Annotated in this window: 22 protein-coding genes; 9 read left to right on the plus strand and 13 right to left on the minus strand. The window is 67.9% G+C overall.

The window, feature by feature from the left end; translation table 11 throughout:
• Window positions 1-30: 30 nt before the first annotated feature.
• The 5 genes from polA to M9979_RS11620 all read right to left on the minus strand — a co-directional run bounded on the left by polA (window position 31) and on the right by M9979_RS11620 (window position 7,190).
• Entirely contained in the window at window positions 31-2,799 is a 2,769-nt protein-coding gene (gene polA, locus M9979_RS11600; RefSeq protein ID WP_254289515.1) for a DNA polymerase I, read from the minus strand.
• A 219-nt stretch (window positions 2,800-3,018) separates the two neighbouring features.
• Entirely contained in the window at window positions 3,019-4,128 is a 1,110-nt protein-coding gene (locus M9979_RS11605; protein WP_254289516.1) for a serine hydrolase, read from the minus strand.
• Window positions 4,129-4,247: 119 nt separating this feature from the next.
• Complete coding sequence (gene nadB, locus M9979_RS11610; protein ID WP_254289517.1) at window positions 4,248-5,825, minus strand: L-aspartate oxidase; 1,578 nt, start codon at window positions 5,823-5,825, stop codon at window positions 4,248-4,250.
• The gene (locus tag M9979_RS11615) at window positions 5,825-6,187 is read right to left on the minus strand and encodes an endonuclease domain-containing protein (RefSeq protein ID WP_254289518.1); all 363 of its coding nucleotides are present in this window, start codon (window positions 6,185-6,187) and stop codon (window positions 5,825-5,827) included. Before M9979_RS11615 ends, nadB begins: the two co-directional genes overlap by 1 nt.
• A gap of 79 nt (window positions 6,188-6,266) precedes the next feature.
• The gene (locus M9979_RS11620; RefSeq protein WP_254289519.1) at window positions 6,267-7,190 is read right to left on the minus strand and encodes an ABC transporter ATP-binding protein; all 924 of its coding nucleotides are present in this window, start codon (window positions 7,188-7,190) and stop codon (window positions 6,267-6,269) included.
• A 205-nt stretch (window positions 7,191-7,395) separates the two neighbouring features.
• On the opposite strand from M9979_RS11620, the gene M9979_RS11625 reads away from it, so the two are divergent.
• Window positions 7,396-7,629, plus strand: a complete 234-nt coding sequence (locus tag M9979_RS11625) for a zinc-finger domain-containing protein (protein ID WP_254289520.1) — start codon at window positions 7,396-7,398, stop codon at window positions 7,627-7,629.
• 18 nt (window positions 7,630-7,647) lie between these two features.
• Window positions 7,648-9,075 carry a metalloprotease TldD gene (gene tldD, locus M9979_RS11630; protein WP_254289521.1) on the plus strand — a complete coding sequence of 476 codons (1,428 nt, stop codon included), beginning with the start codon at window positions 7,648-7,650 and terminating at the stop codon, window positions 9,073-9,075.
• Between the two features lie 13 nt (window positions 9,076-9,088).
• On the opposite strand, the gene M9979_RS11635 is transcribed toward tldD, so the two are convergent.
• Both M9979_RS11635 and M9979_RS11640 read right to left on the minus strand, forming a co-directional pair.
• A complete protein-coding gene (locus M9979_RS11635) occupies window positions 9,089-9,385 on the minus strand; it encodes a CcdB family protein (RefSeq protein WP_254289522.1) in 297 nt (98 codons plus the stop codon).
• Entirely contained in the window at window positions 9,385-9,630 is a 246-nt protein-coding gene (locus tag M9979_RS11640; RefSeq protein ID WP_254289523.1) for a type II toxin-antitoxin system CcdA family antitoxin, read from the minus strand. The genes M9979_RS11635 and M9979_RS11640 overlap by 1 nt, the downstream gene beginning before the upstream one ends.
• 46 nt (window positions 9,631-9,676) lie before the next feature.
• Here M9979_RS11640 and M9979_RS11645 point away from each other — a divergent pair, with 46 nt between their 5' ends.
• The 3 genes from M9979_RS11645 to M9979_RS11655 all read left to right on the plus strand — a co-directional run bounded on the left by M9979_RS11645 (window position 9,677) and on the right by M9979_RS11655 (window position 11,735).
• On the plus strand, window positions 9,677-9,883 hold the full coding sequence (locus tag M9979_RS11645; protein ID WP_254289524.1) for a putative signal transducing protein: 207 nt from the start codon (window positions 9,677-9,679) through the stop codon (window positions 9,881-9,883).
• 134 nt (window positions 9,884-10,017) lie between these two features.
• The gene (locus M9979_RS11650; RefSeq protein WP_017980283.1) at window positions 10,018-10,356 is read left to right on the plus strand and encodes a P-II family nitrogen regulator; all 339 of its coding nucleotides are present in this window, start codon (window positions 10,018-10,020) and stop codon (window positions 10,354-10,356) included.
• A 14-nt stretch (window positions 10,357-10,370) separates the two neighbouring features.
• Window positions 10,371-11,735: an ammonium transporter gene (locus M9979_RS11655; protein WP_254289525.1), complete on the plus strand. Its 1,365-nt coding sequence runs from the start codon at window positions 10,371-10,373 to the stop codon at window positions 11,733-11,735.
• 384 nt (window positions 11,736-12,119) lie between these two features.
• On the opposite strand, the gene ribH is transcribed toward M9979_RS11655, so the two are convergent.
• Genes ribH through M9979_RS11685 form a run of 6 tightly spaced genes read right to left on the minus strand, consistent with a single transcriptional unit; the run spans window position 12,120 to window position 16,796 of the window.
• On the minus strand, window positions 12,120-12,539 hold the full coding sequence (gene ribH / locus M9979_RS11660) for a 6,7-dimethyl-8-ribityllumazine synthase (protein WP_254289526.1): 420 nt from the start codon (window positions 12,537-12,539) through the stop codon (window positions 12,120-12,122).
• Between the two features lies 1 nt (window position 12,540).
• Window positions 12,541-13,680 carry a 3,4-dihydroxy-2-butanone-4-phosphate synthase gene (gene ribB, locus M9979_RS11665; protein ID WP_254289527.1) on the minus strand — a complete coding sequence of 380 codons (1,140 nt, stop codon included), beginning with the start codon at window positions 13,678-13,680 and terminating at the stop codon, window positions 12,541-12,543.
• The gene (locus M9979_RS11670) at window positions 13,670-14,287 is read right to left on the minus strand and encodes a riboflavin synthase (protein WP_254289528.1); all 618 of its coding nucleotides are present in this window, start codon (window positions 14,285-14,287) and stop codon (window positions 13,670-13,672) included. Before M9979_RS11670 ends, ribB begins: the two co-directional genes overlap by 11 nt.
• Window positions 14,272-15,303, minus strand: a complete 1,032-nt coding sequence (gene ribD, locus M9979_RS11675; RefSeq protein WP_254289529.1) for a bifunctional diaminohydroxyphosphoribosylaminopyrimidine deaminase/5-amino-6-(5-phosphoribosylamino)uracil reductase RibD — start codon at window positions 15,301-15,303, stop codon at window positions 14,272-14,274. The genes M9979_RS11670 and ribD overlap by 16 nt, the downstream gene beginning before the upstream one ends.
• A gap of 23 nt (window positions 15,304-15,326) precedes the next feature.
• Window positions 15,327-15,674 carry a hypothetical protein gene (locus M9979_RS11680; RefSeq protein ID WP_254289530.1) on the minus strand — a complete coding sequence of 116 codons (348 nt, stop codon included), beginning with the start codon at window positions 15,672-15,674 and terminating at the stop codon, window positions 15,327-15,329.
• 45 nt (window positions 15,675-15,719) lie between these two features.
• Window positions 15,720-16,796, minus strand: coding sequence for a DUF3667 domain-containing protein (locus tag M9979_RS11685; protein WP_254289531.1), 1,077 nt, complete (start codon window positions 16,794-16,796; stop codon window positions 15,720-15,722).
• 63 nt (window positions 16,797-16,859) lie between these two features.
• On the opposite strand from M9979_RS11685, the gene M9979_RS11690 reads away from it, so the two are divergent.
• Genes M9979_RS11690 through M9979_RS11705 form a run of 4 tightly spaced genes read left to right on the plus strand, consistent with a single transcriptional unit; the run spans window position 16,860 to window position 19,297 of the window.
• Window positions 16,860-18,122, plus strand: a complete 1,263-nt coding sequence (locus M9979_RS11690; protein ID WP_254289532.1) for a glutamate-5-semialdehyde dehydrogenase — start codon at window positions 16,860-16,862, stop codon at window positions 18,120-18,122.
• Window positions 18,123-18,153: 31 nt separating this feature from the next.
• Window positions 18,154-18,408 carry a CopG family ribbon-helix-helix protein gene (locus M9979_RS11695; RefSeq protein ID WP_254289533.1) on the plus strand — a complete coding sequence of 85 codons (255 nt, stop codon included), beginning with the start codon at window positions 18,154-18,156 and terminating at the stop codon, window positions 18,406-18,408.
• Window positions 18,405-18,692, plus strand: a complete 288-nt coding sequence (locus M9979_RS11700; RefSeq protein ID WP_254289534.1) for a type II toxin-antitoxin system RelE/ParE family toxin — start codon at window positions 18,405-18,407, stop codon at window positions 18,690-18,692. Before M9979_RS11695 ends, M9979_RS11700 begins: the two co-directional genes overlap by 4 nt.
• Complete coding sequence (locus M9979_RS11705; RefSeq protein WP_254289535.1) at window positions 18,689-19,297, plus strand: nicotinate-nucleotide adenylyltransferase; 609 nt, start codon at window positions 18,689-18,691, stop codon at window positions 19,295-19,297. Before M9979_RS11700 ends, M9979_RS11705 begins: the two co-directional genes overlap by 4 nt.
• The last annotated feature ends 2 nt before the right edge of the window (window positions 19,298-19,299 follow it).

Below are 19,299 nucleotides of genomic sequence, written 5' to 3' on the forward strand. Positions count from 1 at the left end.
AGGGTGAGGGTGAGGGCGAGACGGCGACGATCAATGCGCCGCTCCCCAGCTCGCACCCGTCCCGATCTCGATCCCCAGCGGCACCGACAGGTTCACCGCCGGCGCGGCGGCTTCCGCCATCACCCGCTCGATCACCGGCTTCGCCGCGTCGACGTCGCCCTCGGGCAGCTCGAACACCAGTTCGTCGTGCACCTGCAGCAGCATCTGCACGTTCGGCAGCCCCGCGGCGAGCAACGCCGGCTCCATCCGCACCATCGCACGCTTGATGATGTCGGCGCAGGTCCCCTGGATCGGCGCGTTGATCGCGGCGCGCTCGGCGCCCTGCCGCTCGTGCTGCACCTTCGACTTGATCCGCGGGAAGTGCGTCTTGCGGCCGAACAGCGTCGTCGTGAAGCCCCGCGCCCGGACCGCTTCCGTCGTCTCGGCGATGTAGCGGTTGATGCCCGGGAAGCGCTCGAAATAGCGGTCGATCATCGCCTGCGCCTCCTCGGCGCTGACGTCCAATCGCCCCGCTAGGCCCCAGCGGCTGATGCCGTAGAGGATCGCGAAGTTGATCGTCTTGGCGCGCCCGCGGGTATCGCGGTTGACCTCGCCGAACAGTTCCATCGCGGTCAGGCTGTGGATGTCGTCGCCGTTGGCGAACGCCTCGCGCAGCGCCGGCACGTCGGCCATGTGCGCGGCGAGGCGCAGCTCGATCTGCGAATAGTCGGCGGCGAGGATGACGTTGCCCGGTTCCGCCACGAACGCATCGCGGATCTGCCGCCCGACCTCGGTACGGATCGGAATGTTCTGCAGATTGGGCTCGGTCGACGACAGCCGCCCGGTCTGCGCGCCGGTGAGGCTGTAGCTGGTGTGGACGCGGCCGGTCTTCGGGTTGATCTGCGCCTGCAACGCGTCGGTATAGGTGTTCTTGAGCTTGGTCAGTTGGCGCCAGTCGAGCACCCGCGCGGCGATCTCGGCGCCAGGCGAATCCTTGTCGGTGGCGATTCGCTCGAGCTCGGTGACGTCGGTCGAATAGACGCCCGACTTGCCCTTGCGCCCCCCCTTGATGCCCATCCGCTCGAATAGCACGTCGCCCAGCTGCTTGGGGCTGCCGATCGTGAACGGCGCGCCGGCGAGGCCGTGGATGACCGTCTCGAGTCCCGCGATCTGGCCGCTGAATTCGGCGGACAGGTCGGACAGCCGCTGGCGATCGACCTTGATCCCGCGCATCTCCATCCGCGCGACGACGGGGATCAGCGGGCGGTCGACCATCTCGTAGACGCGCGTCGCCTCTTCCGCGGGCAGCCGCGCCCTGAAGCGCTTCCACAGGCGATAGGTGACGTCGGCGTCCTCGGCGGCGTAGCGCGTCGCGGCTTTCAGGTCGATCTCGTGGAACCCGCGCTGCGTCTTGCCGGTGCCGACGACGTCCTTGAACGCGATGCAGCTGTGCGACAGATGCGTCGCCGCGAGCTCGTCCATGCCATGGCCGTGCAGGCCGGCGTCGAGGTCGAAGCTCATCACGATCGTGTCGTCGTGCGGCGCGATTGTAATGCCGCGCTGGCCGAGCACGATCATGTCGAACTTCAGGTTGTGGCCGATCTTGAGGACCGACGGGTCCTCCATCAGGTCCTTCAGCCTCGCGAGCGCGGCGGCGACGTCGATCTGCACCGGCACCTCGGCGAGCAGGTCGCTGCCGCCATGGCCCAAGGGGATGTAGCAGGCGAGATTGGGGTGCAGCGCCAAGCTGACGCCGACCAGCTCCGCCTGCGTCGCGTCGGTCGAACTCGTCTCGGTATCGACCGCGATCCAGCCCTGATGCCGCGCGAGCGTGATCCAGCGATCGAGCGCGGCGAGGTCCTGCACCGTCTCGTAGCCGTCGAGGTCGCAGGGCGGATCCTCCTCCATCGGCGTGGCTGCGGGCGCAGGCACGGGGGCATCGGCGACCCCGCTGTCCCCGTTGCCGAGCTTGGCGAGCAGGGTGCGGAAGCCGTGATGCTCGAGGAAGGCCCGGAGCGGCGCGTCGGGAATGCCCTTCAGTTCGAGGTCCTCGAGCGGTTCGGGGAGCGCGACGTCGCAGCGCAGCGCGACGAGCTCGCGGCTCAACCGCGCCATGCCGGCATGCTCGATCAGATTGTCGCGCAGCTTGCCCTTCTTCATCCCCTCCGCCGCGGCGAGGACGGATTCGAGGTCGCCATGTTCGAGAATCAGCTTGGCCGCGGTCTTTGGCCCGACGCCCGGCACGCCCGGCACGTTGTCGACACTGTCGCCCATCAGCGCGAGCACGTCGCCGAGTTGCGTCGGCGCGATGCCGAAGAACTTCTCGGCGACATGCTCCGCGCCCAGCCGGCGGTTGTTCATCGTGTCGTACAGGTCGAGCCCCGGCTCGATCAGCTGCATCAGGTCCTTGTCGCTCGACACGATCGTCACCGACCAGCCCTGCGCCAGCGCCGCCTTGGCGTAGCAGGCGATGATGTCGTCCGCCTCCAGCCCCTCGGTCTCGATGCAGGGCAGCGAGAAGGCGCGGGTGGCGTCGCGGATCATCGGGAACTGCGGGACGAGGTCTTCGGGCGGCGGCGGCCGGTGCGCCTTGTACTGGTCGTACAGGTCGTTGCGGAACGTCTTCGACGATTTGTCGAGGATGACCGCCATGTGCGTCGGCCCCTCCGCCGCGTGCAGCTCGTCGGCGAGCTTCCACAGCATCGCCGTATAGCCATAGACGGCACCGACCGGCTGCCCGTGCTTGTTGGTGAGCGGCGGCAGCCGGTGATAGGCGCGGAAGATATAGCCCGAGCCGTCGACGAGGTAGAGATGGGGCATCGCGTGCCGTTTAGCGGATCGGAGCGCGGGTGACCAACCTCTGCTTGGGGTGGCGGCGAGCTTTGGCGGAGTGTGGCTTTGCGGTCACAGCGCCTCCATTCTACTCGTCATCCCGGCGAACGCCAGGACCCATGGTTTCGATGAAGGCCGTTGTTGCGGATCATCGCTGGCCGCCCGCGTCCATGGGTCCCGGCGTTCGCCGGGATGACGGAAGTGGGGTTAGGCCCCGCCCCCCGCATAGCCCGCCACCGCCGCCGCGACCGACTGGATCAGCTGCTGTCGTTCGCGGATTGGGCGGCGCGAATCGCCGATCATCACGGCGATCGCATAGCGGCGCCCGTCGGGCGCGGTAAGCAGCCCGACGTCGTTGAACCCGGCGTTGCGCCCACCCAGATCCTGCCCGGTGCCGGTCTTGTGCGCGATCGTCCAGCCGCCGGGCAGCGCCGCACGCAGCCGGGCGCGACCGGTGACCGATGCGCCCATCGTGTCGAGCAGGATTCGCGTCGACGTCTCGGTGAACAATTCGCCGCGCGCCAGCCGCGCCAGCGCATCGGCGATCGCCAGCGGCGCGGCGCCGTCGGGCGGATCGGCGACATACGCGTCGAGCGCCGCGCTGCGCACCTCGGGCGACAGCCGCGAGCGGGCGAGCTCGAAGCCGTTGCCCTTCGCCATCGTCGCCTGGTCCCAGGTCAGTCCCGCGGTCTTCGACTGGAGCAGGCGCTCGCCGGGGCCGAAGCGGATATCGCCCAATTGCTTGCGCTCGATCATCCCGCGCACCGCACCGGGGCCGCCGACATAGGTGAGCAACCGGTCGTTGGCGGTATTGTCGCTATGCGTCAGCGCGCGGGTCAGCAGCTCGCCGACCGTGGTGTGATAGCCGTCGCCCTTGACCAGCATCGCGATCGGCTGGTGGAACAGCGTCAGGTCCTGTTCGCGCACCACGATCGGATCGTCGAGCCGCGCCTTGCCCTGGTCGCGCAGGTCCATCAGCGTCATCGCGACCCACAATTTGCTGACCGACTGCTGCGGCAGCCGCTGGCGCGCGCCGGGCGAGGTCACCGTCCAGCCTTCGTCGACGGCGCGGATCGCGATGCCGAACTTGCCCTCGAACCCGCGCGCGATCTGCTCGATCGTGGCGGTCAGCTGCGCCGGCGCGACCTTGCGCGCGGGCGGGGCGGCGGCGGGCAAGGGGATCGACACCTCGACCGGCGGCGTCACCGCGGGCGCATGGCCGCCGGTGCCGGGCCGCGAGGTCGAGCCGCATCCGGCGAGCGCCAGGCAGGCCACGACGGTCAGGATCGATCGGGCCGAACGGCCGCACGCTGTCATACTGTGGCTGAAGTCCCGCATCGCAATCCGGGGCGATCCTTATCGACGGATTTCCATGCGGAAATGGGCCTTTATGCGACGTGCGACGAAGCGCGGCTCCGGTACGATGAGCCGCCGGATCAGGGGACCAGCACCGTGTCCACCGCCCCGGGCAGCGTCTCGGGATAGTCGAGCGTATAATGCAGCCCGCGGCTTTCGTGCCGGTGCAGCGCCGATCGCACGATCAGCTCGGCGGTCTGCAACAGGTTCCTGAGCTCGATCAGGTCCGGCGTCACGCGGAAATGGCCGTAATAGTCCGCCACCTCCCCGGTCAGCATCTGGATGCGATGCTGCGCGCGCTCCAGCCGCTTGGTCGTCCGCACGATCCCGACGTAGTTCCACATGAAGCGGCGGATCTCGGTCCAGTTCTGCTTGATCACCACCTCTTCGTCCGAATCGGTGACGCGGCTTTCGTCCCATGGGCGGATGACGGGAACGGGCGGCAGCGCGTCCCAGTGCGCGGTGATATGGGCGGCGCACGCCTCGCCGAACACGAAGCATTCGAGCAGCGAATTGGACGCGAGCCGGTTGGCGCCGTGGAGGCCGCTCTCGGTGCATTCGCCCGCCGCATAGAGGCCGGGCAAATCGGTACGCCCGTCGCGGTCGATGACGATCCCGCCGCAGGTATAATGCTGCGCCGGTACCACCGGGATCGGCTGCGTCGTCATGTCGATGCCGAGGCCGAGCAGCTTTTCGTGGATGTTGGGGAAATGCCCCTTCACGAACTCGGGCGGCTGATGGCTGATGTCGAGGTGGACGTAGTCGAGGCCGTAGCGCTTGATCTCCGCATCGATCGCGCGCGCCACCACGTCGCGCGGGGCGAGCTCCATCCGCTCAGGATCGTAATAGGACATGAAGCGCTTGCCGGTGGTCGGGTTGATCAGCCGCCCGCCCTCGCCGCGCACCGCCTCGGTGATGAGGAAGTTCTTGACCTCGAGATGGTAGAGGCAGGTCGGGTGGAACTGCATCATCTCCATGTTGGAGACGCGCGCACCCGCCCGCCACGCCATCGCGATCCCGTCCCCCGTCGCGCCGCGCGGCGCGGTCGAGAACAGGTAGGTCCGCCCCGCGCCGCCGGTGGCGAGGATCGTCGCCTTTGCGGTGTAGAGGTTGACCCGCCCGGTGCCGCGATCGACCGCATAGACGCCCCAGACGTTGCCCGCGCCCGAATAGCGCCGTTCGTGGCGGCTGGTGGCGAGATCGATCGCGACCTGGTCGGGGACGAGGGTGATGTTGGGATGCGCCTCGGCGGCGCGCTGCAGCGCCTCCTGCACCGCCCAGCCGGTCGCGTCGGCGACATGGACGATGCGGCGGTGGCTATGCCCGCCTTCGCGGGTGAGGTGCAGCGCATTGCCCTCGGTCGCGAACGGCACACCCAATTGCGTCAGCCGTTCGATCGCGGCAGGCGCGCCCTCGACGACGAACTCGACCACGTCGCGGTCGTTGAGGCCCGCGCCGGCGACCATCGTGTCCTCGACATGATTGTCGAACGTGTCGCCGGGTTCGAGCACCGCGGCGATTCCCCCCTGCGCCCAGGCGGTCGACCCTTCGTTGAGCGCGCCCTTGGCGAGCACGGTCACCTTGAAACGATCCGCAAGGTTGAGCGCCGCGGTGAGCCCGGCGGCGCCCGACCCGACGATGAGGACGTCGGAGGTCATCAAAGCCCCTCCCCTTCAGGGGAGGGGTTGGGGTGGGGCAGTCGCCAGTTCGAACGCGGCGGTAGTGACTGGGCGAACGACAATAGCGAGGTCAGCACGCCCTCCATATTTTGCATCACGTCCGTATTGATGAAGCGAATGACCTGAAAGCCTTGGCGACGGGACACTGCATCCTTGCGCGCATCCGCGTCTGGATCGTGCGTGTCGCCATCGATTTCGACGATCAGTCCGATGGCAGGACAAAAGAAGTCCGCGATCCGCCATCCCAGTTTCGCCTGCCGTCGAAACTTGAACCCGCCGAGCTGACTGTTCGACAGGTGGCGCCATAGGCGCAGTTCGGGTTCTGTAGGTTCCCGCCGCATGTCCTTTGCGCGCTTGTCGAGATCGGCGGGCGTTCCCCACCCCAACCCCTCCCCTGAAGGGGAGGGGCTTTTTCGGGGCTCACCCATTTGTTGCGCGCGTCAGGCTGAGGAAGACGTCCTCGAGGTCGGGTTCCTTGGTCGAGACGTCGACGATGCCGAAGCCGCTTCCCTGCACCGCGGCCAGCACCTCGCCCGCATTCACCCGGTCCTTGGCGTAGGTGATCTCGAGCGTGCGCGCGCCCTTCAGCACGATCTTGCCGAAACAGGCGTTGTCGGGCAGCGTCGCGACGTCGCGGTCGACGGTTACCGCCACCACCTTTTCCTGCGCCTTGCCGACCAGTTCGCGGGTCGGTTCGTTGGCGATCAACCGGCCGTGGTTGATGATCGCGATTCTGTCGCACAATTGCTCGGCCTCTTCGAGGTAGTGCGTGGTCAGCACCACCGTCACGCCGGCATCGTTGAGCGAGCGGACATAGGCCCACAATTGCTGGCGCAATTCGATGTCGACGCCCGCGGTCGGTTCGTCGAGGACGAGGACGGGCGGCGAATGGACCATCGCCTTCGCCACCATCAGCCGCCGCTTCATGCCGCCCGACAGCGTGCGGGCGTAAGCCTTCGCCTTGTCCTCCAGATGCACCGCGCGCAGCAGCTCCATGCTGCGCCGCTGGCCCTTGGGGACGCCGTACAGGCCGGCCTGGATCTCCAGCGTCTCGATCGGCGTGAAGAAGGGATCGAACAGGATTTCCTGATTGACGATGCCGATCGACGCCTTGGCGTTGCGCGGGTGCGCGTCGATGTCGAAACCCCAGATTTCCGCCGACCCGTCGGTCTTGTTGACCAGCCCGGCGAGGATGTTGATGAGCGTCGACTTGCCCGCGCCGTTCGGCCCGAGCAGGCCGAAGATCTGACCCCGCGGCACATCGAAGCTGACCCCGTCGAGCGCACGCTTGCCGCCCTGATAGGTCTTGCAGAGGTTCTGGATGCGGATCGCGGCCTCGGTCATGGCGCGCGGCATACGCCGATGGCCGCGGGGTGCAACAAAATCCTCCCCGGCACGGGGAGGTGGCACCGCGCAGCGGTGACGGAGGGGGGCTTCCACGCAACGCATCGCCCGCGGCACGCCCCCTCCACCATTCGCTGCGCGAACGGTTCCCCTCCCCGTGCCGGGGAGGATTGAAGGCCGGTCCTCTCCTTGCTATCCGCCGCGCATGATCGCCCCGCCCGAAACCGTCCGTGTCTCAGCTCGCCGTGTCGCCTGCGACGGCGCCACCGACATTCCCGGCGGGGCGGCGCTCGGCCATCCGCGGGTGTTCCTGCAGATCGACGAAGAGGGCTATGTCGACTGCGGCTATTGCGATCGCCGCTTCGTGCTGATCGGCGGCCCTGCGGATGGTGTCGATCAGGCGACATTGCCCGATCACCCGGATGGCGCCAGCGTCTAACGCGCCTATATCGGTGGCATGACCATCGCCGCAGACCCCCGCTCGTTCCTGTACCGCGACCAATTGTCGCCCGACGCCGCGCTCCGCCTGACCGCAGATGCGCTCGGCAAGGCCGACGACGGCGAACTCTACCTGCAATATCGGAAAGCGGAGGCGTTCGGCTTCGACGACGGTCGCCTGAAGACCGCGAGCTACGACACCAATGCCGGGTTCGGCCTGCGCGCGGTGTCGGGCGAGATGACCGCCTTCGCGCACGCCAACGAACTGTCGGAAGCCGCGATCCGCCGCGCCGGCGAGACGATGGCGCTGATCGATCCGTCGGCAAGCGCCAAGGCACCGCCGCCGCAGGGAAACAACCGTCACCTCTACACCGACGCCGATCCGCTCGACCTGGTGCCGTTCGCCGACAAGGTGAATCTGTGCCAGACGATCGACGCCGCCGCCCGTGCTCGCGATCCGCGTGTCGCGCAGGTCTCGGTCGGGCTGTCGGGAACGTGGGGCGTGGTCGAGATCGTCCGGCCCGACGGCTTCGTCGCTACCGATGTGCGGCCGCTGGTGCGGCTCAACATTCAGATCGTCGTCGAACAGAACGGCCGCCGCGAGACGGGGACGTTCGGGATCGGCGGCCGCTATCTCTACGATCGTCTGTTCGATCCCACGGTCTGGAACCGCGGCATCGACGAGGCGCTGGCGCATGCGCTGGTCAATCTCGATTCGGTGGCGGCACCGGCGGGCGAGATGACCGTGCTGCTCGGGCCGGGCTGGCCGGGGATCGTGCTGCACGAGGCGATCGGCCATGGCCTCGAAGGCGACTTCAACCGCAAGGGCACCAGCGCCTTTTCGGGGCGGATCGGCGAGCGCGTCGCCGCGCCCGGCGTCACCGTGGTCGACGACGGATCGATCCCCGACCGCCGCGGCTCGCTGTCGATCGACGACGAGGGCACGCCGACGTCTGAGACGGTGCTGATCGAGGACGGCATCCTTAAGGGCTATATGCAGGACCGTTTGAACGCGCGGCTGATGGGCGTCGCCGCCACCGGCAACGGCCGCCGCGAAAGTTTCGCGCACGCGCCGATGCCGCGGATGACCAATACGTTCATGAAGGGCGGCAACGACGATCCCGCCGAGCTGCTGAGCCGCGTCAAGCGCGGCATCTTCGCCAAGAGCTTCGGCGGCGGGCAGGTCGACATCGTCTCGGGCAAGTTCGTCTTCAGCTGCACCGAGGCGTATATGATCGAGGACGGCAGGATCGGCGCGCCGATCAAGGGCGCGACGCTGATCGGCGACGGCCCGACGGTGCTGACCAAGGTCGCCGGCATCGGCAACGACTTCGCACTCGACGAAGGTATCGGCGTCTGCGGCAAGGGCGGACAGAGCGTGCCGGCGGGCGTCGGCCAGCCGACGCTGCTGGTGGATGGGCTGACGGTGGGCGGTACGGCGACGTAAGCCGCTCCTGAGATCAGTAACTGCCGACCAGCGTGTCGATTGCGGTGATGATCGCAATATGGTGTTGTGCGAGCGAGCAGACGCGCGACTTCAGTTCTACCGTGCGTACTGCGGTGGCGAATTGCGATAGCATGAAGAGCGTTTCGCCATTGACGTCGAAGCTGGGATTAAGGCGCCGATTGGTGGGCGGTATCTCGCCGGGGGGCATCAGCGGTATGACGAAGCGCGTGCCGATATCGTCGAAATCGTCGGCCTGACAATCGACCACCAGACCGCCGCCGCTGAAATGATAGACGTCGAACCGTGCCATCAGAACAGCCGCAGATGCTCGAGTGGAAGAGGATTGTTCTCAACCCATGCGCGATGGGCATCGATCCACTCGCGGTTCTCTTCTTTCCACTTGGTGGTTTGCGCTGCTTTGGTCGCCGTGCGGAGCGCCTCCTCGCTAATGCGTGAGATATTGATCCCACAATCACGGGCCGCTGCGACAATGCCCGTGTCCAAGGAAAGATTGACGGGCTTGCGCTTGCCCGAACTGATAGGATCATGCTTCATGCGATAAAGATATGCGCATGATCTGTGCGCGTCAATGGAGCGTCCCATGTCTCTTGCCGAACTCGGTCGCTACGATCGCAATCTCGCCAATATCATCGTGGGGCGGCTCGATTCGGAAGGGATCGACGCGATCGCCTTCGATGGCGGGGCGAGCATCGCCGATGGCAGCTATCTGCTGATTCCGGTGCGGGTGATGGTCGACGAGGACGACCTGTCCGCCGCGCAGGCGATCGTCGCTGCTGCCCAAATTTGAGGCAGCGGCGCCGCGCTGCTCATTATTCTATCGTTAACGGGTGAGCGCCAGGCCGTCCCGCCCGCCTGACGCCGTCGTTTCGCGACTGGCACGATGATTGCGATGCCTGTCCTCGTACTATCGAGGGGGCAGGGATGAAGCTGGTCATTGCGATCATCAAGCCGTTCAAGCTCGACGAGGTGAGGGAAGCCCTCACGACGTTGGGTGTGGCGGGGATGACGGTTACCGAGGTCAAGGGGTTCGGCCGCCAGAAGGGCCAGACCGAAATCTATCGCGGCGCCGAATACAGCACCAACATGGTGCCCAAGATCAAGATCGAGGTGGTCTGCGCCGCCGACCTCGCCGACCGGGTGGTCGAGGCGATCCAGGCGTCCGCCAACACCGGCGCGATCGGCGACGGCAAGATCTTCGTGCTCGACGTCGGCCAGGCGGTGCGCATCCGCACCGGCGAAACCGACGATTCGGCGCTCTGAGGGGGGGGTAATCCATGAAGCAAGTGATGAAGATTGCCGGCGCCGCGGGGCTGACCGCCCTCGCGTTCGCCGCCATGCCCGCCTGGGCACAGGATGCCGCGCTGCAGGCACCCGCCGCCGCGCCGGCCGCGACGGTGAACAAGGGCGACACCGCCTGGATGATGACGTCGACCGTGCTGGTCATGATGATGATCCTGCCGGGCCTTGCGTTGTTCTACGGCGGCCTCACCCGGTCGAAGAACATGCTGTCGACGATGACGCAGATCGGCGCGGTCGCGTGCCTCGCGATGCTGCTGTGGGTGATGTACGGCTACAGCCTCGCCTTCGGCCCGGACCTCGCCGGCGGTGGGTTCCTCACCAATTTCATCGGCAGCTTCGACAAGGCGTTCCTGAAGGGCGTCACCTCGGCGTCGCAGGCGGCGACGTTCACCGCCGGGGTGGAGATCCCCGAATATGTCTTCATCTGCTTCCAGATGACCTTCGCGGCGATCACCGTCGCGCTGGTGCTGGGGTCGGTAGTCGAGCGGATGAAATTCTCCGCGGTGATGGTGTTCGGCGCGGTGTGGCTGACGATCGTCTATTTCCCGATCGCGCATATGGTCTGGGCATCGTCGGGCGTGTTCTTCAAGGCGGGTGCGCTCGATTTCGCCGGTGGTACGGTCGTGCACATCAACGCCGGCGTCTCGGCGCTGGTCGCATCGATCATGCTCGGCAAGCGCATGGGCTATCCGACGACGCCGATGCCGCCGCACTCGCTGACGCTGACCGGCGTCGGCACGGGCCTCCTCTGGGTGGGCTGGTTCGGCTTCAACGCCGGATCGGCGCTCGAGGCCAATGGCTCGGCGGGGCTCGCGATGATCAACACCTTCGTCGCGACCGCGAGCGGCGGGCTGTTCTGGATGCTGGTCGAGCGTGCGCGCGGCCACAAGGGTTCGGCGCTGGGCTTCTGCTCGGGCATCGTCGCCGGTCTGGTGGCGGTGACGCCGGCCGCCGGCAACTCGGGACCGTTCGGCGCGATCGTGCTCGGCGCCGTCGCCTCGATCGTCTGCTTCTTCGCGGTATCGGTGCTCAAGCCCAAGCTTGGCTATGACGACGCGCTCGACGCGTTCGGCGTGCACGGCATCGGCGGCATGATCGGCGCGATCGGCACCGGCATCGTCTACGCCCCGTCGCTCGGCGGCCCGGGCGCGGCGGACTATGCGATGGGCGCCAAGCTGCTGGTGCAGGTCGAGGCGGTGGTCACCACCATCGTCTGGGCCAGCATCGGCACCGTCATCGCGATCCTCATCGCCAAGGCGATCACCGGCCTGCGCGTCGCTCCCGAAGTCGAGCAGGAAGGCCTCGACCTCGGCGAACACGGCGAGCGCGCCTACAACTGATCGGGAGCGGGCCGCCAGCGCCCGCACCCCAACGACGTTCCTCCTGCGGACGACCTTGACCCGGTACGGCGACGTACCGGGTCTTTTTTGTTGCGCGCGAAGACGCGAAGACGCGAAGGTGTTGTGTGTCGGGCAGGCGTCAGCCTGCCTTCATCAAGCGATGATAGGGCGGCGCGACGTGGCCGGGAGCGAAACAGCTTCGCGTCTTCGCGCCTTCGCGTGAGTCATTTTTGCGCGCAGAGGCGCGGAGGACGCGGAGAAAGCGTGCGGGTCGGGCCGGATCGCCTTACCCAAGTTGTAAGAGCGCCTACGGCGCAACAGGCGGAACACCTCTGCGCTCTCTATGCCTCTGCGCGCAAAAACCTTCCTATCGAGGCCGAGAGATCAGCCCAGCCGCTTGCGCAGCTCCAGCATCGCGAGTGCCGCGAGCGCCGCGCCGGCGCCCTTGTCGAGCTGCGCAGGGTCGGCGCGGACGATCGCCTGCGCCTCGTTCTCGGTGGTGAGGATGCCGTTGCCGATCGCCAGGCCGTCGAGCGTCAGCGCCATGATCCCGCGCGCGCTTTCGTTCGAGACGATCTCGAAATGATAGGTCTCGCCGCGGATCACGACGCCCAGCGCGACGAAGGCGTCGTAGCGGTCGCTGTCCGACGCCAAGGCGATCGCGCCCGGCACTTCGAGCGCGCCCGGCACCGTCACCGTTTCATGACTGTGGCCCGCCGCCTCGATCGCGGCGCGGGCGCCGGCGAGCAGCATGTCGTTGAGGTGGTCGTAGAAACGCGCTTCGACGATGAGGATATGCGCCATGTCAGTCGTCCGCTTCGATCCGGCGCTCGCCGACGATCGACAGGCCGTAGCCGTCGAGGCCGACCAGCGTGTGGTGGGTGTTGGTGAGCAGCACCATTTCCTCGACGCCGAGCTCGGTGAGGATCATCGCGCCGACGCCATAGTCGCGCAATTCCTCCATGTCCGCCTCTGGTAAGGTCCCCGCCTTGGCCTGGAGCGCGACGGTGAACTGGTCGGCGCGCGGGCGGTTGATGACGACGATCACGCCGGCGCCTTCCTCCGCGATCAGCTCCATCGAGCGGCGCAGCAGCCCCTCGCGCGCGCCATTCTCGCCGAAGATGTCGGCGAAGGGGGACAGCGCGTGCATGCGCACCAGCGTCGGCTTGGCGGGATCGACCTTGCCCTTGACCAGCGCGATCTGTTCGGTGCCCGTCGCCTTGTTCCAATAGGTGAGCGCGGTCCATTCGCCGCCCCATTCGCTGGTGAAGCGTGCTTCGGCCCGCTTCTCGACCAGATGGTCGTAGCGGCGGCGATAGGCGATGAGGTCGCGGATCGTGCCGATCTTGAGGTTATGGAACTGCGCGAAGGTGACGAGGTCGTCGAGGCGCGCCATCGTCCCGTCCTCGTTCATGATCTCGCAGATCACGCCCGAGGGATTGAGCCCGGCCAGCCGCGCGACGTCGACCGCCGCCTCGGTATGGCCGGTGCGCACCAGCACGCCGCCGTCGCGCGCGACCAGCGGGAAGACGTGGCCGGGAGTGACGATCTCGTCGCGCGCCTTCGACGAATCGATCGCCACCGCGACGGTGCGCGCGCGGTCAGCGGCGGAGATGCCGGTGGTGACGCCGTCGCGCGCCTCGATCGAGGTGGTGAAGGCGGTCTCGTAGCGCGTGCCGTTGTTGCGGCTCATCAGCGACAGGCCGAGCTCGTCGACGCGGCGCTTGGTCAGCGCGAGGCAGATCAGGCCGCGGCCGTGCTTGGCCATGAAGTTGATCTTTTCGGGCGTCGCCATCTGTGCGGGGATGACGAGGTCACCCTCGTTCTCGCGATCCTCGTCGTCGACCAGGATGAACATCCGGCCGTTGCGCGCCTCGTCGATGATCTCCTCCGGCGAGGAGAGGAAGGCGTGGCGCAGGCGCGCCATTTCGGGCTTAGCGGCCACGGTAATGCTCCATGCGTTGCAGATAGCGGGCGAGGACGTCGATCTCGATGTTGACCGCCTGGCCCGCGGCCAGCGCACCGAGCGTGGTGACCGCCTGCGTGTGGGGGATGAGGTTGACCCAGAAATGCGTCTTGGCCCCATGATCCTCGACGCCGTTGACGGTCAAGGAGACGCCGTCGATCGTGATCGAGCCCTTGGCGGCGATGAACGGCGCGAGCGCGGCGGGAACGGCGAAGCCGACGCGGTGCGAGTCGCCGTCGGGCGTGACGTCGAGCACTTCGGCGATGCCGTCGACGTGCCCGGTGACGATGTGGCCGCCCAGTTCGTCGCCCAGTTTCATCGCGCGTTCGAGGTTGAGGCGGCGGCCTTTCGTCCATTGATCCTGTGCGGTGCGCGCGATCGTCTCGCCCGACACCTGCATGTCGAACCAGCCCCGTCCGCCTTCGCTCCCCTTGTCGACGACGGTCAGACAGACGCCCGAACAGGCGATCGACGCGCCGAGGTCGATCGTCTCGGTATCGTAGGCGGTGGCGATGCGCACGCGCGTGTCGCCGCGGTCCTCGACCGCTTCGATGGTGCCGATATCGCTGACTATGCCGGTAAACATGGGGTGCGCTCGTAGACCTCGAGACGGTCGGTGCCAAGCTGCCGCGCATCGTGCAACCGCCAGCGGCCATGGGCGGTGCCAAGATCGGCTATCCCGAGGTCGCCGATCGCGGAGGTGCCGGCGCCGATCACGATCGGCGCGCGGTAGAGCAGCAGCCGGTCGACGAGGTCGGCGCGGAGGAAGGCGGCGGCGGTCGCAGCGCCGCCCTCGACGAAGAGGTGGTCGGCAGGGAGGGCGGCGATGGCGTGCGGGGAGTCGATCCAGAGGACGTCGCTCTCACCCTCACCCTTCCGCGCCTGCGGCGCTCCCTCCCTCTCCCATCGGGAGAGGGAAGAGGCGCGAAGCGCCGAAGGGTGAGGGTGAGAGGAGAGGATGACCCGCTGCGGACTTCGCGCCTCCAATCCGGCCAGGCGCACATCCAGACGCGGCGCATCCGCCTGCCACGTCCCGCGGCCCACCAGGATCGCCTCGTGCCGGCTGCGTTCCAGATGCGTGTGCGCGCGTGCCTCAGGGCCGGTGATCCAGCGGCTGCTGCCGTCGGGCAGCGCGATGCGGCCGTCGAGCGAGGTGGCGAGCTTGAGCGTCACGAACGGCCGCCCGAGCCGCTGGCGGGTCAGGAACCCCGCCATGCCGTGCGCCGCCTCGCCCGCGCGAACGCCGGTATCGACCGTGATCCCCGCCGCACGCAGCCGCGCAATGCCGCTACCGTCGGTGCGCGGATCGGGATCGCCGATCGCGACCACCACTCGCGCCACGTGCGCCGCGACCAGCAGGTCGGCGCAGGCGGGACCGCGCGCCGAAACATGGGCGCAGGGTTCGAGCGTGACGTAAGCGGTCGCCCCCCGCGTGCGCGGCCCCGCCGCGGCGAGCGCCATCGCCTCGGCATGCGGCCGCCCGCCGGGCTGCGTCCAGCCGCGCCCGACGACGCGGCCGTCGCGGACGATCACGCAGCCGACATTGGGATTGGGCGCCGTGCTCCCGCGCGTCCGCTCGGCCAGCGCGAGCGCCGCGCCCATCCATCGCGCGTCGTTTGCGGCGCTTACAGGCCCCACTTGCTCATCGCATCGTCGACCTGCTTGAACTGGCTGCGCAGTTTCTCCTCGCGCGCCTTCTGTGCGGCGATGCGCTTGTCCTGGTCGACCTTGTCGAGCGCCTGCTGCGCCTTGATCTGCGCGTCGGTGCGGTTCGCGGCGTAGTTCTTGAAATAGATGATGTTGGGCGAATAGGGCTCGGGCGGGATGTCGTTGCGCATGAAGGCGTAGACGAAGAAGCCGGTGATCGCCATCGCCAGCGCCAGGAAGCCGAGCTCGTACGGCTGGCGCCCGGTCAGGAACAGTCGCAGGTCCTTGTAGGCGCGGATCGGCGAAAAGCGGCTGAAGAACTGCATGGCCGGAAGATAGGTCGGGCAGGGCGGCTAGGCCAGCCCCCGCGGCTAGTCGGTCAGCCCGTGGACCAGCAGCAGCGCGACGAACGACAGCAATGCCGCCCAGGCGAAAACGAGCAGCACCGCCGTACGCCACAGCGCCGATCGCTTGCGTAAGCAATAGGCACCGCGCAACTGCCGGAACATGTGGATCGGCGGCACCAGCAGCACGGCGAGCGAGATCCAGCCGCCGCCCACCCCGACGACCCCCATCAGCATGAGCGCGATCACCATCAGCATCATGAAGGCGAGGCTGTAGGTGACGAAGATCGCATGGTCGTACAGCCCGAACCGCCGCCGCCACAGGAACAGCAGCGCGACGAACGGCGTCGAGATGGGGATCAGCAGCCAGCTGTATTTGTACGCGCTGGTCTGCAGCTTGTAGAGCGCGAGGCCGGGATTCTTGTTCGCCTTGTCGAGGCCATGGTCGAGGCTCGCCCAGCCCGTCCTGGCCCGGGTGAAGGTGAAGCTCTGGTCGCCGTCGGCACCCGTCGTCTGCGTGTGCCTGAGCGCCGCGACGGTGGTGCGAAGCGTGGAGATCTCGGAATCGACCTCGCGCGTCGGCTGGCCCGCGGCGACGAGCGTGGCGCGTTTCGCCTGTGCCTTGTCGAGCGCGTCCTGCGCCTTTTCCGCGCCGCGCGCGAAGCCGACAATATTGCGGCTCATCGATTCGGGCGACACCGCCTCGGCGATGTCGCCGCCCAGCGCGCTGATCGTCGCGAACATCAGGAAGACGGTGAACAGGAAGATCGCCAGCGGCGACACGAACCGCGCGCGCTCGCCCGCGACGTAGCGGCGGGTGAGGTCGCCCGGGCGCCACACCAGCATCGGCAGCGTGCGCCAGATCTTGCCTTCGAAATGGAAGACGCCGTGCGCGATCTCATGCCCGATCGCGCCGATCGAGCGGTGGACGTGGCCGCTCTGCCCGCAGGCATGGCAATGCGCGCCGATCAGCCGCGTCCCGCAATTGAGGCACAATGCGCCACCGTGACCGTGATCCGTGGCGTTCCCGCCGTGCGGCTCCACCGCGCGCGCGGCGAGCGCACCGCTGATGACGTCCGCTGCTGCTGCGATATCCCCCGACATGGGGTTGGACCCTAGCAAGCTCGTCTTCGTGGCGCGAGAGGGAACGGCATGGTAACGAACGCCATGGCCGACGTAGAACATCCGACCGCATTGATCGCCGACATGGGCCGCCGCGCGCGCGCCGCTGCGCGGATAACGGCCGGGCTGCCGACCGCGGCCAAGGCCGCCGGACTGCGCGCGGCGGCGAGCGCGCTGCGCGCGGCGGAACCGGCGATCCTCGCCGCCAATGCGCGTGACATGGCGGCAGGCGCCGAACGTGGGCTGTCGGGTGCGCTGCTCGACCGGCTGAAACTCGATGCAGCGCGGATCGGCGGCATGGCGGCCGGAGTCGACGCGGTGGCGGCGCTCGCCGATCCCGTGGGGCAAACGATTGATCGCGCCGAGCGGCCCAACGGCCTGCAGCTTGCCCGGGTGCGCGTACCGATCGGGGTTATCGGCATCATCTACGAATCGCGCCCCAACGTCACTGCGGATGCTGCGGCCCTGTGCGTGATGGCGGGCAATGCCGCGATCCTGCGCGGCGGCAGCGAGGCGGTGCACAGCAACCGCGCGATCCATGCCGCGCTCGTCGCCGGCTTCGCCGAAGCCGGACTGCCGGCGGATGCGGTGCAGCTGGTCCCGACCACCGATCGCGCGGCGGTCGGTGCGATGCTCGCGGCGGACGGCGTGATCGACCTCGTCGTGCCCCGCGGCGGCAAGAGCCTCGTCGCGCGGGTACAGGCGGAGGCGCGCGTACCGGTGCTGGCGCATCTCGACGGCATCAACCACGTCTATGTCGATGCCTCCGCCGATCCTGCGATGGCACGCGCGATCGTCGTGAATGCCAAGATGCGGCGCACCGGTATCTGCGGATCGATGGAGACGCTGCTGATCGACCGCGGGTTCGGCGACGCCGCGGCGCTGATCGCGGCGCTGCGCGAGGCGGTGTGTGAGGTGCGCGGCGACAATCATGCCGCGGCAATCCTGCCGGGGATCGCGCTCGCCGACGACGCCGATTGGGACACCGAATATCTCGACGCCATCTGTTCGGTGGCGATGGTCGCCGGCATCGACCAGGCGATCGAGCATATCGCCGCGCACGGCTCGCATCATACCGACGCTATCGTTGCCGAGGATGCGGTCGTCGCCGAGCGGTTCCTCGCCGAGGTCGATTCGGCGATCGTGCTGTGGAACGCCTCGACCCAGTTCGCCGACGGCGGCGAGTTCGGGTTGGGCGCGGAGATCGGCATCGCCACCGGCCGGCTGCATGCGCGGGGGCCGGTGGCGCTTGAAGGGCTGACGACGTACAAATGGGTCGGGCGCGGGACAGGGCAGGTGCGTGGTTGATGCCGTGATATGACCGGCGTAGAGTAATCGAATGAACGCACCGGTTTCGATCGTCGCACCGCTCGATCCTGCCACGCTGGCGCTGGTCCAGGAGATCGCGCAGGCACGCGGCATCAGCGGTGAGGTCTTCGCTGCCGACGCGATCCGGGAGGCGGCCGAACGCGAGGTCGAGTGGCGGGCCTTCGTGCAGGAGGGCATCGATTCCGCCGACCGCGGTGAGTTGATAAGCCAGGAAGACATGGAGGCGTGGTTCGAGGAGCGTGTGGCGGCCCGGCGCGGGGCATGACGCGCGCCAGATGGACGCGGCGGGCGCGGGCGGACCTGTCGCGGATCGATGATTTCAACGTTCGGAACGATCCGGCCTTCGCCGATGCCGTCGGTCGTGCCGCCATTGCCGCGGGCGACTTTCTGGCCGAATTTCCCCATGCCGGTTCGATGTTGGACGACGGCGAGCGCAAATGGCGTGTCCCGCATACCGACTATATCCTCGTCTATCGGGTGACGAATGGCGACGTGGAAATCCTGCGCGCCTATCACGGGCGCGAGGATTGGCGGCGGCGCAGGCTGTGACCCCCACCGGCCTGCTCGGCGGATCGTTCAACCCCGCGCATCGCGGGCACCGTGGGATCACGCTCGCCGCGATCCGTGCGCTCGACCTCGACGAGGCGTGGTGGCTGGTGTCGCCGGGCAATCCGTTGAAGGCCGGCGCGTCCGACATGGCGCCGCTCGCCGCCCGGCTCGCCTCGGCGAAGCGGCAGGCGCGCCGCGCGCCGATCCGGGCGACGGATATCGAGGCGCAGCTCGGCACCCGCTATACGCTCGACACGCTGCGCAAGCTGCAGCGGCGCTACCCGAAACGGCGCTTCATCTGGCTGATGGGCGCGGACAATCTGGCGCAATTCCATCGCTGGCGGGGATGGCGTGGAATCGCGCGCACGATGCCGATTGCGGTCATCGCGCGTCCGGGGTATGACGACGACGCCCTCGCGAGCGTCGCGATGGGTTGGCTGCGGCGTTTCCAACGGCCCGCAGACCAGGCGAAACATTGGATGACGTGGAGTTTGCCGGCCCTCGTGCTGCTGCGCTTCCGCCCCGACCCGAGTTCCGCCACCGCGGCCCGCGCGGCCGATCCCGACTGGCACCGGCACAGCGCCGGCCCGGCAACCCAGGAGTAACC

The sequence above is a fragment of the Sphingomonas liriopis genome (assembly GCF_024211255.1).
Taxonomy (GTDB): Bacteria; Pseudomonadota; Alphaproteobacteria; order Sphingomonadales; family Sphingomonadaceae; genus Sphingomonas; species Sphingomonas liriopis.

Bases quoted from the DNA above. Each gene is read 5' to 3' on its own strand.
- ribD (WP_254289529.1), bottom strand. From the start codon at position 15,303: ATGGGCGCGGCGCTCGCGCTGGCCGAGCGGACGCGCGGGAGCACGGCG.
- M9979_RS11685 (WP_254289531.1), bottom strand. From the start codon at position 16,796: ATGTCGGGGGATATCGCAGCAGCAGCGGACGTCATCAGCGGTGCGCTC.
- M9979_RS11670 (WP_254289528.1), bottom strand. From the start codon at position 14,287: ATGTTTACCGGCATAGTCAGCGATATCGGCACCATCGAAGCGGTCGAG.
- nadB (WP_254289517.1), bottom strand. From the start codon at position 5,825: ATGACCTCCGACGTCCTCATCGTCGGGTCGGGCGCCGCCGGGCTCACC.
- M9979_RS11700 (WP_254289534.1), top strand. From the start codon at position 18,405: ATGACGCGCGCCAGATGGACGCGGCGGGCGCGGGCGGACCTGTCGCGG.
- M9979_RS11655 (WP_254289525.1), top strand. From the start codon at position 10,371: ATGAAGCAAGTGATGAAGATTGCCGGCGCCGCGGGGCTGACCGCCCTC.
- M9979_RS11620 (WP_254289519.1), bottom strand. From the start codon at position 7,190: ATGACCGAGGCCGCGATCCGCATCCAGAACCTCTGCAAGACCTATCAG.
- M9979_RS11635 (WP_254289522.1), bottom strand. From the start codon at position 9,385: ATGGCACGGTTCGACGTCTATCATTTCAGCGGCGGCGGTCTGGTGGTC.
- M9979_RS11625 (WP_254289520.1), top strand. From the start codon at position 7,396: ATGATCGCCCCGCCCGAAACCGTCCGTGTCTCAGCTCGCCGTGTCGCC.
- M9979_RS11695 (WP_254289533.1), top strand. From the start codon at position 18,154: ATGAACGCACCGGTTTCGATCGTCGCACCGCTCGATCCTGCCACGCTG.
- M9979_RS11680 (WP_254289530.1), bottom strand. From the start codon at position 15,674: ATGCAGTTCTTCAGCCGCTTTTCGCCGATCCGCGCCTACAAGGACCTG.
- M9979_RS11615 (WP_254289518.1), bottom strand. From the start codon at position 6,187: ATGCGGCGGGAACCTACAGAACCCGAACTGCGCCTATGGCGCCACCTG.
- M9979_RS11650 (WP_017980283.1), top strand. From the start codon at position 10,018: ATGAAGCTGGTCATTGCGATCATCAAGCCGTTCAAGCTCGACGAGGTG.
- tldD (WP_254289521.1), top strand. From the start codon at position 7,648: ATGACCATCGCCGCAGACCCCCGCTCGTTCCTGTACCGCGACCAATTG.
- M9979_RS11690 (WP_254289532.1), top strand. From the start codon at position 16,860: ATGGCCGACGTAGAACATCCGACCGCATTGATCGCCGACATGGGCCGC.
- M9979_RS11645 (WP_254289524.1), top strand. From the start codon at position 9,677: ATGTCTCTTGCCGAACTCGGTCGCTACGATCGCAATCTCGCCAATATC.
- M9979_RS11605 (WP_254289516.1), bottom strand. From the start codon at position 4,128: ATGACAGCGTGCGGCCGTTCGGCCCGATCGATCCTGACCGTCGTGGCC.
- M9979_RS11640 (WP_254289523.1), bottom strand. From the start codon at position 9,630: ATGAAGCATGATCCTATCAGTTCGGGCAAGCGCAAGCCCGTCAATCTT.
- ribH (WP_254289526.1), bottom strand. From the start codon at position 12,539: ATGGCGCATATCCTCATCGTCGAAGCGCGTTTCTACGACCACCTCAAC.
- polA (WP_254289515.1), bottom strand. From the start codon at position 2,799: ATGCCCCATCTCTACCTCGTCGACGGCTCGGGCTATATCTTCCGCGCC.